This window comes from Treponema sp. OMZ 906, from assembly GCF_024181185.1.
GTDB lineage: Bacteria > Spirochaetota > Spirochaetia > Treponematales > Treponemataceae > Treponema.
This window is the reverse complement of record NZ_CP051196.1, coordinates 233,260-248,983: the sequence shown is the minus strand read 5'-3', so window position 1 is coordinate 248,983 and position 15,724 is coordinate 233,260. Positions and strand designations below refer to the sequence as shown.

Annotated in this window: 7 protein-coding genes; all 7 read right to left on the bottom strand. The window is 44.1% G+C overall.

From position 1 onward, the window contains the following. Positions 1–296: 296 nt before the first annotated feature. On the bottom strand, positions 297–746 hold the full coding sequence (locus E4N69_RS00980; protein ID WP_253824196.1) for a hypothetical protein: 450 nt from the start codon (positions 744–746) through the stop codon (positions 297–299). Beyond that, positions 743–10,483, bottom strand: a complete 9,741-nt coding sequence (locus E4N69_RS00975) for a toxin TcdB middle/N-terminal domain-containing protein (protein ID WP_253824195.1) — start codon at positions 10,481–10,483, stop codon at positions 743–745. The genes E4N69_RS00980 and E4N69_RS00975 overlap by 4 nt, the downstream gene beginning before the upstream one ends. A 22-nt stretch (positions 10,484–10,505) precedes the next feature. Then, positions 10,506–11,036, bottom strand: coding sequence for a hypothetical protein (locus E4N69_RS00970; RefSeq protein WP_253824194.1), 531 nt, complete (start codon positions 11,034–11,036; stop codon positions 10,506–10,508). Between the two features lie 396 nt (positions 11,037–11,432). Then, positions 11,433–12,008 carry a leucine-rich repeat domain-containing protein gene (locus E4N69_RS00965; RefSeq protein ID WP_253824193.1) on the bottom strand — a complete coding sequence of 192 codons (576 nt, stop codon included), beginning with the start codon at positions 12,006–12,008 and terminating at the stop codon, positions 11,433–11,435. Next, a complete protein-coding gene (locus tag E4N69_RS00960; RefSeq protein WP_253824192.1) occupies positions 12,005–12,229 on the bottom strand; it encodes a hypothetical protein in 225 nt (74 codons plus the stop codon). The genes E4N69_RS00965 and E4N69_RS00960 overlap by 4 nt, the downstream gene beginning before the upstream one ends. Positions 12,230–12,533: 304 nt before the next feature. Continuing rightward, the gene (locus tag E4N69_RS00955; RefSeq protein WP_253824191.1) at positions 12,534–14,519 is read right to left on the bottom strand and encodes an RHS repeat domain-containing protein; all 1,986 of its coding nucleotides are present in this window, start codon (positions 14,517–14,519) and stop codon (positions 12,534–12,536) included. 157 nt (positions 14,520–14,676) lie between these two features. Then, entirely contained in the window at positions 14,677–15,720 is a 1,044-nt protein-coding gene (locus tag E4N69_RS00950) for a hypothetical protein (protein WP_162662068.1), read from the bottom strand. Positions 15,721–15,724: the final 4 nt, after the last annotated feature.

Here is a 15,724-nt window from a genome sequence, read left to right as displayed (position 1 = left end):
ACAGTCCTCTTTATATTTCTTATACGCTTTTTCATAGTCAATTGGCGGCTTAGGATTAGATGAATCGCGTCTTTCTTTATACCTACTGGCTCCATAAAAATCAGCAGCTTTTGTTATTTCTATAACTTGTTTTGAATCATATTTCTTATTACTCTTAATTTCATCTTGAAGTTTCGCTTTCTGATCTTTAAGAAATTCACCATAATCATGGCTTTCAAAAGCCCCTGAGAGATTTTCTAAGATAGAATCAATGTGATCCTATCATTATAATTTACTCGGATATGTTTGCATCGTTTTCATTTAAATGACCATGTTTGTATGTCTTTTTTTTGATTTTCAAGCCTTAGCAGTTTTCCTGTTTTATATTTCTCTATCTGTGTAAGATAAAATATAGTATTTCCTTTACTTAAAATAATTTTTCCATCCGTATAGGGATAAAAATAAATAATAGTACCATACGGAACATCAGCAGGACAATAACGCATATTAATCACTTTTTCAATCTTTCCATTAAAAAAATAATATATTTTCGGTCCAATCCATTCTTCTTTATTATTATCATAATAATAGTATCCCTCATCATAAATGATAATTTTATCGAATTGCTTACAATAAACTGATAAATCAATAAAATTATTTTTTTGTATTTGAGATATAATACTTATTTCTTCCTTTGATTTGCATGATGTTAATAAGAATAGGAAAGAAAAGATTATAAGAGTTATTAAAAGTTTATTTTTTATCATTCTAGCAGCCCTTGATTATTTCTTTTTAAAATCTCTGAATATGCAGTATTATATTCACTATCATTTATTTTTGTTATTCCTACGCTATAGCTTCCATCCTTGTTTTGCGATACTGTATATAATCCAGAGTCGTGAAAAATATCTAATGCTTTCAATGCTAATTCTTTGTTTGATAAATTACTATCCTTTCCTAAACTTCTACCAATAATATTATTCATTTGATCACAATATGTATCCGCATCAATCAAAGAAGTGTAAGAAGCTTGTTTTTCCGGAGTAATTGGATCGTGACTATTGCCAACTTCTGTAGCGATATTCTCTCCAAACTTTGAACAAATAATTGCCTGCCATACTGCATGGCGGTAAGCCCCTTTTTTACTTCCTAAATCTTGAGAAGCTCCAGTAAATGCAAATTTTGATAAACCTGAATTTATAGCAAAATTACTGGCAGCACTATTTATTCCATGTCTCCCACCATCTTTTGGCAGTCCCAATTGTACAGCAATAATTGGATGTCGTGCAGCAAACCCTATCTCATCGTTTCTTGAAGCAACTACCCCGTATCCGAATAAAGTAGCATTGATTCCCCATACAACAGCAGGCGCAATAACAATCTTCCCATCCGGATCCGTATACTTCACCGGATTATTGCCCGCGTAGTGGTACAGGTGCATATTGACTATGTTGTATACCCCACCCATGCCGGGTAAGTTCTCGTTATGCTTCTTCGCTTCGTCGTCTATCGGGGCTTTGGGTATGTAATCACCCAGCGCAGGGTCTCCACTCAGCCATCTACTATACTTCGGGTCAAGGTAGCGCGCTCCGTAGTAGTACAGCCCCGTCTCTTCATCCATCTCTTTGCCGGTAAATCTGAACGGCAGCTTGTCTAAACCGGCCGCTACTTCCTCTATCCACAGTTCCCCGTATGGCGTGTACTCGATGTGCTCGTATTGCTTGCCTCGCCAGTCGGTTACAAACTGCGCGCTGCCTAAGTGGTCACTGTGGTAATAATACCGCTTCTCCCGCTGCTCTGCATTGTCGCCGTTGTTATCGGTGTGCGTCATCGCGGTAACAAGCCGTGAGTTACCCACAAAGATGTGCTTATGTACGCGTAAGCCTTGCGGGTTATTCTTATCCTGCACGGGGATGTGTATCGTGTAGAAGTTATTAAAGTATAAGGTTTCACTTCTTCCTTCGTCCGTATACTTTAAGGCTCGCTGCCCGTCCTCACCGTAGCGGTAGTGTACGGTGTACGTACGGTCGCTTGATTTGGTGAGTAAGTTCTTCTCGTTCCAGGTGTAGTTACGGCGGTACGCAAATAGGTTCTCAGGATGCGTCTCTTCCGTCTCCTTCGGGGCGTCAAGGCCGAAGCCGTAGTCGGTGCCGTAGACGTCGGTGTCGGGGTCGTAGTTGTATGTAAAAATAAACTCATCGTCTTCGGTAAAGGGGCCGTCTTTTTCTGCCGTTATGTTGCCGTTTGCGTCATAGCGGTAGTAGCGGTTTCCTGCGTGTACAAGCCGGTGTGCGTAGGCAGGGTCGTATTCGTAATCAAGGCTGTAGTCAAGCTCTGCGTTCGGGTAGGCGTTACCGCGAGCGCCGGGGAGGTTCGTGGTGCTCATCTTCTTTGTCATGTTCCCGATGCCGTCAAAGGCGAAGTCTTGCTTGTACTTTGCAACATGTACCGGCGTACTTCCAAAGCTCTTTATCGCCTTGTACTGGTTGCTCGTGCCCTCTACGCCGATAAGCTGGTATAAACTGTCGTAGGTGTAGTTTTGGCTCGTCTCGTACACACTTGCGTCGTTACTGTAACCTAAGACGTTCCCGACTTTGTCAAAGCTATAGCTTATCTTTTGGAAGATTTCGTCGGTTTGTTTATTCTTTGTTTCAATGTCTTTTAACCATCGCCGCTTGTCGTCGTAGCGGTACTTGGTTTCTACCCCGTTACCATACTTGATGTAGACGCGCTGTCCGTGTTCGTCATAGACAATCGTGTCGATGTAACTGTAGGTTTCAGAGCCTTTTACCGTGTTCTTGACACCGCTCACTCCTTTCAGCTGTCCGCCTTTGTCGTAGGTGTAGGTAATAGTTTCCCCGTCAGGGTAGCGCATCGTCTGCATACGGCCTAAGTAGTCGGAGCGGTAGGTAAAGCTCGCCGTTTCAGGTTCGCTTAACGGCTCATAGCGCTTAATCGTTCGTGTCTCTTTGACCACTTCGCTTAACTTCCCGTACTTGTAGCGTATTTCTCCTGATTCATCTTTTTTGCGGATTATCTCGCCTGCTCCCGCTTGCCCTGCTTCGCCGTATTCGTATGTTACATCTTCACTGAACGGGTAGTCTATCTTTACGATGCGGTCAAAGCCGTCATAGTGGTACTGTATCTCGCTTAACTTACTGCGCAGCAGTGAATCCGTTTCTGCTTCAAGGAGGCCTTTGCTATCATAGCGCCATTCTTTCCGGCCTGAGTCTTTACTTTCTAAAGCTACTCTTCGGCCGAGTAGGTCATACGTTACCGAGACAATGTTTTCGTTTGCGTCGTATGCGCGAAGCATCTCTCCCAATACCGAATATTCGTAGCGGCCCTTGGTGAGGATGTTGTCTGCCTTGTCTCTTCGCTCTACTTCGCGGATGTTTCCGCGCGCGTCTTTCTTTGTAACGCTCTTATTCTCTAACGGGTCGGTTGCGATTGTTACCTGTAAACCGTCTTCTATTTCGTACTCATTTTTCTGCTCGCTTCCGTCCGGCAACAATGTTTTTATTACTCGGTCTATGCCGTCGTAGGTGTATACCGTTTCGTTGCGGAGCTTGGTAAAGTCGTTCAGCTCATAGAACTGTTCGACGCTTGCGTAGGCGGCTTTGTTGGCAAGTTCATTCGGTAAATCGCCTCCATAGAAGAAGGGCATTCCTTCTTTTATCTTTCTTCCTGCCTCATCGTAGTGTGTCGCCCCAGATATATTCCAGCCGACATTCGTTTCTCCGGCGGTTCCTTCTCGGTACACTTCCCCTTCTTTCGCCGTGTAGAGGGCGCGGCCTAAACCGTCGTGCATGACTATCGTTTTCATCACGGCTTCGTCCGTTGCTTCGGTGGTAAGCTTATTTGCCGTTACCGTGTACCAGAAAGAAGATGAAGGGGTATGGTATTCGTACTTTGCGTAGGGCACTTTTGCCGGATCATCATACGGGCTTCGCACTTCAATAACGCGGCCGAAGCCGTCGTACCGATACTTCATGGTGTTACCCGCGCTGTCGGTTTCTTCAAGTTTTACCCCTAAGGCACTGTCCCACAGGAGCGTACTCTCGTACGGAGTGCCGCCTTTACTGCCTTCTTCGGTTATCTTACTTACATATATCCCATCTTGGTAGCGGTAGCTTACCTTCTTGCCTGTGGGACTTATCAGGGTCTTGATGTTCCCGCTTTCATCCCAGTCTATCGTATAGGTAAGGAGTGTGTTATTTGCGGTGTATTGTTTTACTTCCGTTATCGCGCCCGTTTGGCTATCATAGCGTCCTTCTCGCTTCCGCAACAGCCTGCCGCTCTTACCGTCCAACACTTCGATACGCTCCGGGTGTGCTTTAAAGTAGCGCCGCTCATCGCCGCTATCCCAATAGCGTATGCGGGCAATAATATCGTCGTTGGGATTCGTAACGTCGCCTTTATCTTCTAAGCTCGTAACATTGCCGTACCGGTCATAGCGATACTCACTTTCTGTCCGTATTTCACGGTATCCTTCCCGTATCGTGTTCCACTCTCGCTTTACCCGTGCATGAGGGACTTCATCCGTTTCATACTCTTTTATCGAATAAACGGTGCCGTTATGGCTGACCGTCTCTTTTTTTACCATCCCTTTGCGGTAATAGGCATCAATGTAGTATTCTGTTTCGGTCGTCTTTCCCGTTCCCGTTACCGCACGTACTGTCTTAAATCCATAGAACTCTTTTGCTTTGCGGTCATAGTAGCCATCTTTGTAGGTGTAGGTTGTGCGGTACGATTGTATGTTTCCTGATTTTGTTTCAAGTCCGGAATTCATCGTTACACTGCTTAACACATACTTACTCTGCGGTAATTCCCGCGTGTTCCCTACTCTTTGGTACTCTATCTCATAGCTGCCACCGGTCGGTAGGTGTATCGTTTTTAATAGTCCTACTTTCCCTAACTTGTTCCGCTGTACATACAGCTTATTCGCCCCTCCGATGTTGAACACTCGGTCGGCGAGGCCGTCTCCGTCTACGTCAAAGAGGCGTAAGCTCACCTCACTTTCGCTATAGGTTCCGCTCGCTCCACCTGAAAAGTTACAAATGATATTAATCCCTGCCCATACCGGAAACCCCACCTGTCCTGAAAGACTTCCGGACACGCCCACGCTCCGGCTCGTGTTAAATTCCAGTGCTTTCGGTATCTGTAACAACTTTTCTATTTCCGCTGTTCCAAAACTTTTATTCATGCCACCCGGTCGGTACGGCACTTGGATACGTTCTGATGTCCCTACCAGTCGGCTCAGCGCCCCATTGTAATAATCTTTATACTCCGCCCCTTCAAGATTCCGTACTTCAATTGTCTTTTCTTTTCCGTCGAATCCTGCTCCGCGATTCAATTTGACAGCATAGCTGCCGTCCTCTTGTACGCGCAAAAGGTCGGGCAGCCCGTCTCCGTTGATGTCGGTTATAAGGGTTTCCGTGGCCGTCTGACTGATGTTCACGTTGACCCCGATGTTTCCTCCTCCGTAACTAGCCAATGGCCCGATAGCCAATCCTATCCCGAAGTTTCCTCCTCCGCTTTTGACCGTTCCGCTTGAAATGTTCGCTTCGCTCCATTTCCCGGCCGCTTTAAACGCTTCTCCGATATTCAGCTTCGCTCCTGCTATCGTCTGGTAGTCGGGTAAACCATCGCCGTTTATGTCTACTAAGCCGCTGCTCTGATACTGATTGCCGTGTGAATAATTGCCTCCCACACTCGCGCTTACTCCGTACGGTGTCGAACCTGCCGGTTCTACTGATATATCCTTTATGCTCCCAATCACTGTTCGTACGGTCTGCGTCCCTCCCGACAGTCCCAGTCCTGCTCCGTACACCGTCGAGTTATTGCTGTTCATGCTTAAGCCCCCTCCTCCGAGGTATCCCAGTCTGCTAAAGACTCCTTCACCGCTACCGTACTGTACGCTCAATCCTCCTGAACTTGTTTTTAAAATATCAGGGTAGCCGTCCCCGTCGATGTCCTGATAGCCTTGTATCTGTTTACTTTCTCCGGTGTTACCCCCTAAGCTCCCATTGAAGTTAAGCGCATGCGCACCGACGTTCGTGTCATAGCTTTCACTCTCATTCGCAGAAAGTGCAAAGCCTCCCGCTCCTTTCACCCACGGCAGATTCCGGTATGCCCCGCCGGTTATTCGGCTTGAGTGCAGCACCTCATCATCGATATACGCGGCATAGTAATGTATGACGCTTGCCATCTGTCCGTCTGCATCAAAGCCGTTTTCACTCGTGCCTACAACCGCTCCGACAAGGCTTTTATCGCTAAATATACGTCCGCTTCCCTCATCCTTCTTCGGCGCTTCGCCGGGCGAGTCCTGTTTGCCGCTTTCTTCCACATACTTCCCATACGTCTGTACCGCGCTATATCCGCCCAGAGTGCCTTTTGCTATCTCTGTACGTACCTTATCTTTTACCGCCTCGCCGCTTGGCGCTTTCGATGTTTTCGCATCTGCCTGTTTTTTTAGTTCCTGCTGTTCCTTATCAACTTTTTTTGCTCCTTCATTCCCATTTTTTCCTCCATACTCCTTCTCATATTCATTCGGTGCAAACAGGGCTTGCACACTGAAGCGCTGTTGCCCCCACCTCGAATAAAGTCCGTAGTACCACCGGTTTGCCCCGCCGTACATCTGCTCATACCGGCCGAACCCTGCTATCCCTTCTTTCCCTTCATACTTTCCAATCCAATAGTTCTCATTCCCTCGGTACTCTTGTATCCTTTCCCATGTTGTGACAACCTTCCCCCCTTGTATCTTCACCACTTCTATCTGTCCGCCTTGCACCTCATAAAGGCTCTCACGCGGATACGCTATACACGCTCCGACCCTTTCGTAATAATAACTTTCGACATACGCTAAAAACTCCTGCACTTCTTCTTTTTCAAGCTGCTCTTTCGTCGTCCGGTATTCGCCTCTTACCTTATCATGTGTAAAGTACGGAAAATCATACATTTCACTTTCATACCGCTTTAGCTTCTTTTCCAATCGCGCAACTTTCGCTTCTCCTATCCCGCTCTTTATTTGATACCCATCCCCTATCGCTTCAAAATATTCTTCCCCGATTTCTTTCCTCTCTTCCGCAGTGAATATTCCAATCTCTCGTATCTTCCTTTCCCCTACTCCAGCACATTGTTCTTCGATAATGACTTTCCCTTCTCTCCGCGCTTCTTTCAACGCTTTTACTATCTCTTTTTTATCCTCTTCTGCGGCGCCCTCTTTCAAATGCCACTCGTTCCCCGACTTTTCATACAGTGTCCCTATTGCTATCGTCTCGCTACCTTTCTGTATCCTCTTGTCTTTTATCTTCTCGTATACCTTTTCGCTTATTCTTTCTACTCGATTGATCCGGTATTCCACATCCTTCTCAACTCTATCATTCGCTCCCTTCTCGTACTCCTCTTCACTGATAACCTTGCCGAGCGTTCTCCCCGCAAGCTCAATCGAAAATTCATACCCCTTCTTACTCCGCCCCTCTACTATTGCCTTTACATTCTTCCCCTCTTTTGTTACCACTGCCCCTTCTTTTCTTCTTCCCTGCTCATACAGAATAAGCGCCCCGTTCTCCTTACCCAGCCGGTACGTCTTTCCGTTGATGAGCCCTACTTCTACTCCCTTTTCATTCTCGTAGCCACGCTCACCCTTTTCCCGCTCGCTGTTCACTTTTAACGTAAGCCTATCTCGGTAGTATGCCTTTCCATCCCCGTCATACAGCGGGTACCTTACGCTTCCGTCAACGTTTTTATATCCTGCCGCTTCTTTTTGTTCGCCCTCACTCATCCTTTTGATGATATCGCTGTACAGCGTACTCCCGAACCCATCCCCTGTGTAAATATATTCTTCAAACCCCGCATCGTACTGTACGCTCTTTTTTACCTTTTGCTTTTCATCATCTGTGCCGATTCTGCTAAATACCTTCTCAAACGTCTCCTTTGCTATCTCACTTCCGACGTATGTGTAGTATCCTTTTTCCAGTATCTTCTCTATCGCTTGCTCACTCAGCTCTCTTCGATAATCATTTTTCAGCAGCCAATACCTATCTCGCTTCCCATCTTCATCTGCCTCACTCTCCTCTTCCGTGTAAAGCGAGGCTAATTCTCTATCAGGCTCCTCATTCAGCCTCCCCGGCAGCTGATACGCTATATGCGATCCCAGTAATTCATCTCTTTTATACTTTAGGTACCGTATCCGTATGCTTGCCTTGATGCTCTCCCCTATCTCCGCCTCATCATCCGTCTCAGTCGCAAAATAGATATACTCGCCTCTCCTAATCGCTTCCGTAAACACATACCGCTTCTTCTCCGTGCACTCTCCTATCCTCACCCCTTCTTTATTCGTGCCCTTCCACACGCTTAACTGTCCCTTCCCTTTCTCTTGTATCTCTACTCCTATCTCTATCTCCCCGCTGACCTCACTCCGCCACGCTTGCACTCCTTCCTGAAAGTAATGCCCTTTTTCCGCTTCCTTCTTCTCCGCTTCACTGACCCCGATCGCCGCTTTCTCCGCTCCCTGTAAACCCACTCCTCCTTTAAATCCTCTTCCCCTATCGTTTTCGTAGTATCTTCCGTTCGACACAAAATCCACGTATCCGTCTCGGTTTACATCCGTAAATTCACTTCTACTTTCTCCGCGGCTCCACTGTTTCGTCAGTCCCATCCCCGCTCCGACACCGGCCCCGCTGATATCTAACTTCCCTCCAACGCTCCAGTTCCAATCCTCATTCTCACTTAAATAAAGCCCCTTTAATGCCTTCCCGTCAAAGTACTCAGCACGCTCATATCCTATCTTTCCGTCGCTCCGCTTTTTCCCTTCATATATCCTTATTTCCCCTTTCTTCCACTCCACAATGTCCGCTATCCCGTCTCCCGTCACATCTACAAAATTTCGCTTACTGTGTCCCCTTCCGCTTCCCGCTGACGCCGTTATCCCGCCGGATATCGACACGCTGTTTGTAAAGTTTACTCCCGCTCCTCCGCTGCCGCTTCCCCCTCCGCTTATGTGCACACTTTCCCCGATGCTTCCGCTTCTCTCCCAGCCTTCCGTCTCTCCAAATACTTTTAACCTTCCCCTCTCATCCGTCTCCGCTTGCTCATACCCGAATTCATACCCATATCCTTCGCTGCTTCCCTCTCCCTTTACTTCAAGTTTGACAAGTAGGCTCTCTCCCATCTCGTTTTCTCGGTATTCAAAGCCGTATCTCCTCACTATCCGCCCGCCGACGCTCATCTCTATACTGCTAAGCCGCTTACTCTCTTTCCGCACATACTTTCCCCGTCCCTCAAGCCGCGCATCACCTCTTCCTTCATACGCTATGGTTACCTTTCGATCTCTCTCTTTCCCGTAGATAACCTGTTCAAGAAGTACCTCTTCACCCTCTGCTCCGGTTTCCTTCTTGTACACATACTTCACCTCGTTGCCGAAGCTGTCGCTCTCCCTATCCAAATAATAAATATATTTTGCACCTGCTCCTTTGCCGCTCCACCTTTCTTTCCCGTATACCTTTTCCCGTCCGTCTTTTCCCGTTATCTTAAAATAGTTCTCTTCCGCTCCCCCTCTTCTTTCTGCCCATGCATTCTCTATCCGCTCGTATTTCTGTTCCTTCTCCTTTCTCCACTCTCCCCCTTCATACCGTACCCTACTCCCTTCCACTATGTACGTGTCCTTCCCGTTATACTCAGGTAACCCGAACCTCGTGTCGATGCTGATGCTTTCTATTCCTCCTAAACTCCAGCCCTTCCCTAATAGCCCCCAGCCGCTCCCGCTCGCATAGCTCACCGAGAGAGCAGGCGCCATCCCTTTCACTCCTTCCGGTACTTTGAGCTTTATCCCAAACGATGCGCTTCCTTCACTTCCTCCTTTCAGTCCTTCTATCCCCTCTATCCCGCCTGCCGCATCTGCCGCTTTTAACTCCTTGATGCTGTTTAAGTTCACCCGCACCGGCTCGGGGCTCTCCGGTAAGCTCAATGTCCCATTGATCATATCCGTAAAATGATCCGTATACGATTCGATCCGCTTCCCTTCCTCATCGACTCTCTTTCGCTCTAATGCAACCCACCGCTTCTCTTTCTCATCATAGTAGTACGTATAAATCCCCTGCGCATCTTCTCCTTCTATCCGCGCATCGTACTCAAGCGAGAGTTCGCACGCTCTTTTAAACTTCATCCCCTTAGGTAAAAACCGCCACCCGCCAAACCCTGCCGTGACGTTCTTTACTTCTCCTCCCTCTGCTACTTCATACAGCCGGCTAATCGTTATCTCGACTTCCGCTTCTACCGCCCCGCGAGGAATCACAAACCGCACTCCTTCCGCCTCTAACACGCCTCCTTCTTTCCCGATAACTTTCTTCACCAGCTCCCAGCTTGCTTCTCGCTTTACTCCACGCGCTCCTTCCGTCCGACCCTGGCCGTATGCTCCGCCGGGCGCTATCATCGTAAAAAGATAGACCGTAAATACTGCTTTCTTCACTATCCCTGCCGCTGCTTCTTTTATTCTTTTCATCTGCTTCTCCCTTCTGTTCAGCCTACCGTACCGCCTCGTACTCTATCCACACGCACTCGCTCGGAAATTTGTCCTTCGCCGATATCACTCCTATCACTCCTGCTTCTCCACCTTTTGAAAATATGCGGGCATCTACGGCGTCGCACGCCGAAAATAAATGCTCGACGTATACCCGATACGCCTCCGCTTTATTTTCGGCTGTCTCCTTGTATCTGCTCCGCCTCTTTTCAAAAGGCATCGTTTTTCCGCTTCCGGCAAGGATTGCCGTAAGCGGAAAAACCTCCAACACAGTGTTTCTTTTTAATAAGCAGTTTTCTTTGGCGGACTGCCGATACTTGTGTACTATTATGATTATATAAAAGTACACAAGTATCGGCACCGCGCTTTCCGCTTCAATCTTTTTGCCGCTGCTGTTTTTTTTAAGCGGTGTTTTTCCGCTCGGCCGCTTCAAAAACCGCACCTGCATTACACGAGCGGCAAAAAGGATTTCTGCTTCAATCGCTGTCCGGGGGTGAGGGTAGTTAGGCTGTGAATAAAAACAATTTATTTCCACCTTAAAAAAATATTTTTCCCTTCACTACCGCCATGGATGGTGGTGGTTCTAAACAGTATCATGTTTTGCCATCTGCAAAACATGATATCAAATCTGTACAAGGACGTATAGATTTGATATAGCTTCTCACATACGGCCGTAACTCGTTCTGTGGGAAGTAAAGATGAATCCTTGCTGTTAAGAATACAGTATACCCATCTGCTTTTTATATACTATCACTTTAACCTTTCAAATCATCTCTTATTTACTTTGTCCAGATTCATTCTTATATTTTATATTGTCAGCAATAACATATCTATAACATGATCTTACAATTTGTTCAAAACTATGGAATCTTAAGAAATTCAGATTTGCTTAATCTATGAGAAAAACTAAATCTAAAAAAATGTAAAATTATTATAAAATTCCAGTCATACATAAATCAACATTCTTGATATTATTCAACAAATCTTTATTTTCCGCGGTTATTTGTGTTTTTCCAATTTTTATATGTGTTAGATTTTTTAAGTTTGCTAAAAACAATAAATCGGAAATAGGCGATAAATCGAAAATATTCAAATTTTGTAAATTCTTAAATTCTGACAACGCCTCGTAACTACACAAATGTTTACAATTCTCTATTGTCATTTTTGTAACTTTTGGCAAGTTCTTACCAATATGGTCTGAAGTTTTAAGTTTTGAACAATAAGAGAGATTCAACTCTTCTATATTCGTATTTAACCTGCCAATCGAAATAGAGGGGGTACTTAACTTAAAAAAAGAAAGTTTTTTTAAAAATTGCAAATTACCTATTTGCTGAAAAAAACTTGCTAAATCACTACAGTTATGAACATCGATACTTTGAAGATTACTACATTGAGAAATATCACTTTTTTTAGACCACTTATAACCAATACTAGTTATATTCTTATTAGTAATACTTCCTATAAATTTTGGACTTCCCAATTCTTTCAGATTTGGCATTTCATTCACAAACAAAATATCAATCGTTTTATAATCAAAGAAGAAAGAGTTCTTAAGCTTGCAATAACTGAAAAATCGTCAATGCAATCCGTACTATCAACAGTAAGCTTCTTCAAATTATGCAACTGTAATTCTACCTTAATTTCATCTGAAAAGTTAGTTATTGAAGCTTCAGAAATTTTATTAGTAGTATCTGTATAAAGTCTTAATCCGCTTTTTTCGATCAACATTGTAATTTGCTCCATATGGTTTCTAATTTACCCAAACAACGTCTTAATGAACATAAAAAAACAAATCAAAAAAACAAAGACCGTTGCGACTAATCCCTTAATACTAGAAGGCGCTATTTTATCATTGTCATAGTCATTTTTGAAATCAAAATAGCAAGTTGGAAACATCCCTCCTCCAGCAATAGAGCCGAGAAGATAATACAAAATATATGTTCCTCTATATCCAATTATATACAATATAATTACAATAAAACATGCTACTAAGGCAATATAACAACAAATCCGAGCAGTACGCCTATTCATTCTATTCTTCCACCTTTTCAGTTTTTAATATTTCTTTCATAACAGTATCTACCATCTGCGAAGCAACTTCCGGAGCTATTGCTTGACCAAAATAACCTTCGACCAAATCTTTATAAAGTTGTTTACGAATTCCATCAATTGTTTTTAATGCTCCTCTCCGCCCTTTCATATAGTATAAGCCATTCTTACCAACAGAAATACCGACTAAACTCCCCAATTTTTCAAATCCTTTTTTAACACCATTATTAGCTAACATCGAAAGACCTATTACAGCAATACCTTTACTCCCTTCGACTATATTGCCATTAGCAAAATTATCAATAACTAATAAGCTATCAGCTGCAAGTCCTATGGTACTTGTAATTGCAGCTAATCCAGGTTGCCCAATGGTTAGTAAAAACAATGTAGCTGTTCCAGAATGTTCACTTGTAAATTTCAATGTTTGAACATATACGCTATAACCGTTCTGCATCATTTGATCAATGTTAGCTAAAACCTCATTTGCCATTTCAAATTGAGGATTATATGCATATTGCGAACCATACCTCGAAAAAATTGTGTTATTGAGATTGTAATTAACCCATCCTTTAAAAAAACTTATTATATCTTTCCCATCCGGATCTTCGTATTTAATGGGATTATTCCCCGCGTAGTGGTACAGGTGCAGGTTCACGACATTAAACACCCCGCCCATGCCCGGCAGGTTCTCATTATGCTTCTTCGCCTCGTCATCTATCGGGGCTTTGGGTATGTAGTCGTTTAGCGCCGGGTCGCCCGACAACCACCTACTATACTTCGGGTCAAGGTAGCGCGCGCCATAATAGTATAAGCCGGTTTCCTCGTCCATCTCTTTACCGGTAAACCTAAACGGTAACTTGTCTAAACCTGCTGCAACTTCCTCTATCCACAGTTCTCCGTAGGGTGTGTACTCGATGTGCTCGTATTGTCTGCCTCGCCAGTCGGTTACGAATTGGGCGCTGCCGAGGTGGTCTGAATGATAATAGTACCGCTTCTCGCGCTGTTCTGCATTATCCCCGTTGTTGTCGGTGTGCGTCATTGCCGTAACGAGGCGTGAGTTACCGACAAAGATGTGCTTGTGGACGCGTAAGCCCTGCGGGTTGTTTTTATCCTGCACGGGGATGTGTATCGTGTAGAAGTTGTTGAAGTAGAGCGTTTCAGAACGTCCTTCTTCCGTATACTTTAATGCTCTTTGTCCGTCCTCACCGTAGCGGTAGTGTACCGTGTAGCTCCGGTCGCTCGATTTGGTGAGGAGATTCTTCTCGTTCCACGTGTAGTTACGCCGGTACGCAAATAGGTTTTCAGGATGACTCTCTTCCGTCTCCTTCGGGGCGTCAAGGCCGAAGCCGTAGTCGGTGCCGTAGACGTCGGTGTCGGGGTCATAGCTGTAGGTAAAGACAAACTCATCGTCTTCGGTAAACGGCCCGTCTTTTTCTGCCGTGATGTTGCCGTTTACGTCATAGCGGTAGTAGCGGTTTCCTGCGTGCACAAGCCGGTGTGCATAGGCTGGGTCGTATTCGTAATCGAGGCTGTAGTCAAGCTCTGCTTTCGGGTAGGCGTTACCACGGGCGCCGGGAAGGTTTGTGGTGCTGACCTTCCGTGTCATGTTCCCGTCTCCTTTTGAAAATATGCGGGCATCTACGGCGTCGCACGCCGAAAATAAATGCTCGACGTATACCCGATACGCCTCCGCTTTATTTTCGGCTGTCTCCTTGTATCTGCTCCGCCTCTTTTCAAAAGGCTTCGTTTTTCCGCTTCCGGCAAGGATTGCCGTAAGCGGAAAAACCTCCGGTAAAGAGCTTTTGTTGTTTTTGTTTCTTGCTTTTTTGGCGGACTGCTGCATTTTGTTTACTATTACTATAAAGAAAACAAAATGCAGCACCGCGCTTTCCGCTCCAATCTTTTTACCGCTGCTGTTTTGTTCCCGCGGTGTTTTTCCGCTCGGCCGCTTCAAAAACCGCACTTGCATTACACGAGCGGCAAAAAGGATTTCCGCTTCAATCGCTGTCCGGGGGACTACCTTCCCTATTTCTGTTTGCTTCTCACATACGGCCGTAACTCGTTCTGTGAGGAAGAGAGAATATCACTTTATTTTCTATCAATTATTTTAGTATTTAAAATACATCTCATTTATCCTTAAATGTTCGTGAAAAATATATTCTATCACTAAATAATGCATGGGAAAGTCTAAACTCATCAGTATAAATATCATTAAATATCGTTAATAGTGATTTTACCGGCTTTTCATCTTTTAAATATACTTTTTCATCTTGACATATCAGCTCAGAATCATAAGTTTGCAAAAGATCGTGCTTCTTTAAAATCCGGACATTGCCTTTAATAGGAATTTTTATGTTTTCATTTTCTATTGAATTCTGTAATACATCAGAGTATATTTCAATCTCACTCTCCGGTAGATTTTTTAATAAATAGCTCGAGTCCCAGATACCATTCTCAAAATACATCGTAATATTTGTACAAGTGCCATTATCAAGCATTAGGTCTGTCCTTTTATATACCGGGAATTCAGAACCGTCTATATATACATCATATATGGAACCGTTTTCATCATATCTATATTTCTCAATAACTTTCATGCTCTCTATATCTAATTTATATTTTTTGATGATTGTTGAATAAATCGTTAGTGGTTGAAAATTTTTACCAAATTTTCCGTCAGAATATGCATAAGTCCCTGTAATGCCAATATCATATTCGGCTAATCGATAAGCAGTGTAGTTAAAATCCTCCTGCTCATCTTTTATAAATGAAAATCTTGCATACGCCTTTCCTTTTTTATCTTCTGTAGTAACACTGTCTATTTCCATAAAAGTAAGAACACCATCTTCAGTATAGGTATATCGTTTTTCAAACAGAACCTCATTTGTAAAAAAATCATAGTATACGGTCTTGTATATTTTATTATTTTGTACGGTATCTATAAATTTTACCTTATCAGAGCCATAATACAATCCTTTAATATATTCATGATTTGAATCTTTAAAATAGTGATACGAGAAAAGTGGAATTTTAAGTTTTTCGTTACTAACACTATCCAATTCGTATGAACCGTCAAAATGTCTTACATAATAATTAAAGTTATTCTGTATATCTTCACCGAAAATAGCCGTTACATGTATAAAAGTTAAAAAAATAAATACATACTTCATACCC

Bases quoted from the DNA above. Each gene is read 5' to 3' on its own strand.
- E4N69_RS00980 (WP_253824196.1), bottom strand. From the start codon at position 746: ATGATAAAAAATAAACTTTTAATAACTCTTATAATCTTTTCTTTCCTA.
- E4N69_RS00975 (WP_253824195.1), bottom strand. From the start codon at position 10,483: ATGAAAAGAATAAAAGAAGCAGCGGCAGGGATAGTGAAGAAAGCAGTA.
- E4N69_RS00960 (WP_253824192.1), bottom strand. From the start codon at position 12,229: ATGTTGATCGAAAAAAGCGGATTAAGACTTTATACAGATACTACTAAT.
- E4N69_RS00955 (WP_253824191.1), bottom strand. From the start codon at position 14,519: ATGCAAGTGCGGTTTTTGAAGCGGCCGAGCGGAAAAACACCGCGGGAA.
- E4N69_RS00950 (WP_162662068.1), bottom strand. From the start codon at position 15,720: ATGAAGTATGTATTTATTTTTTTAACTTTTATACATGTAACGGCTATT.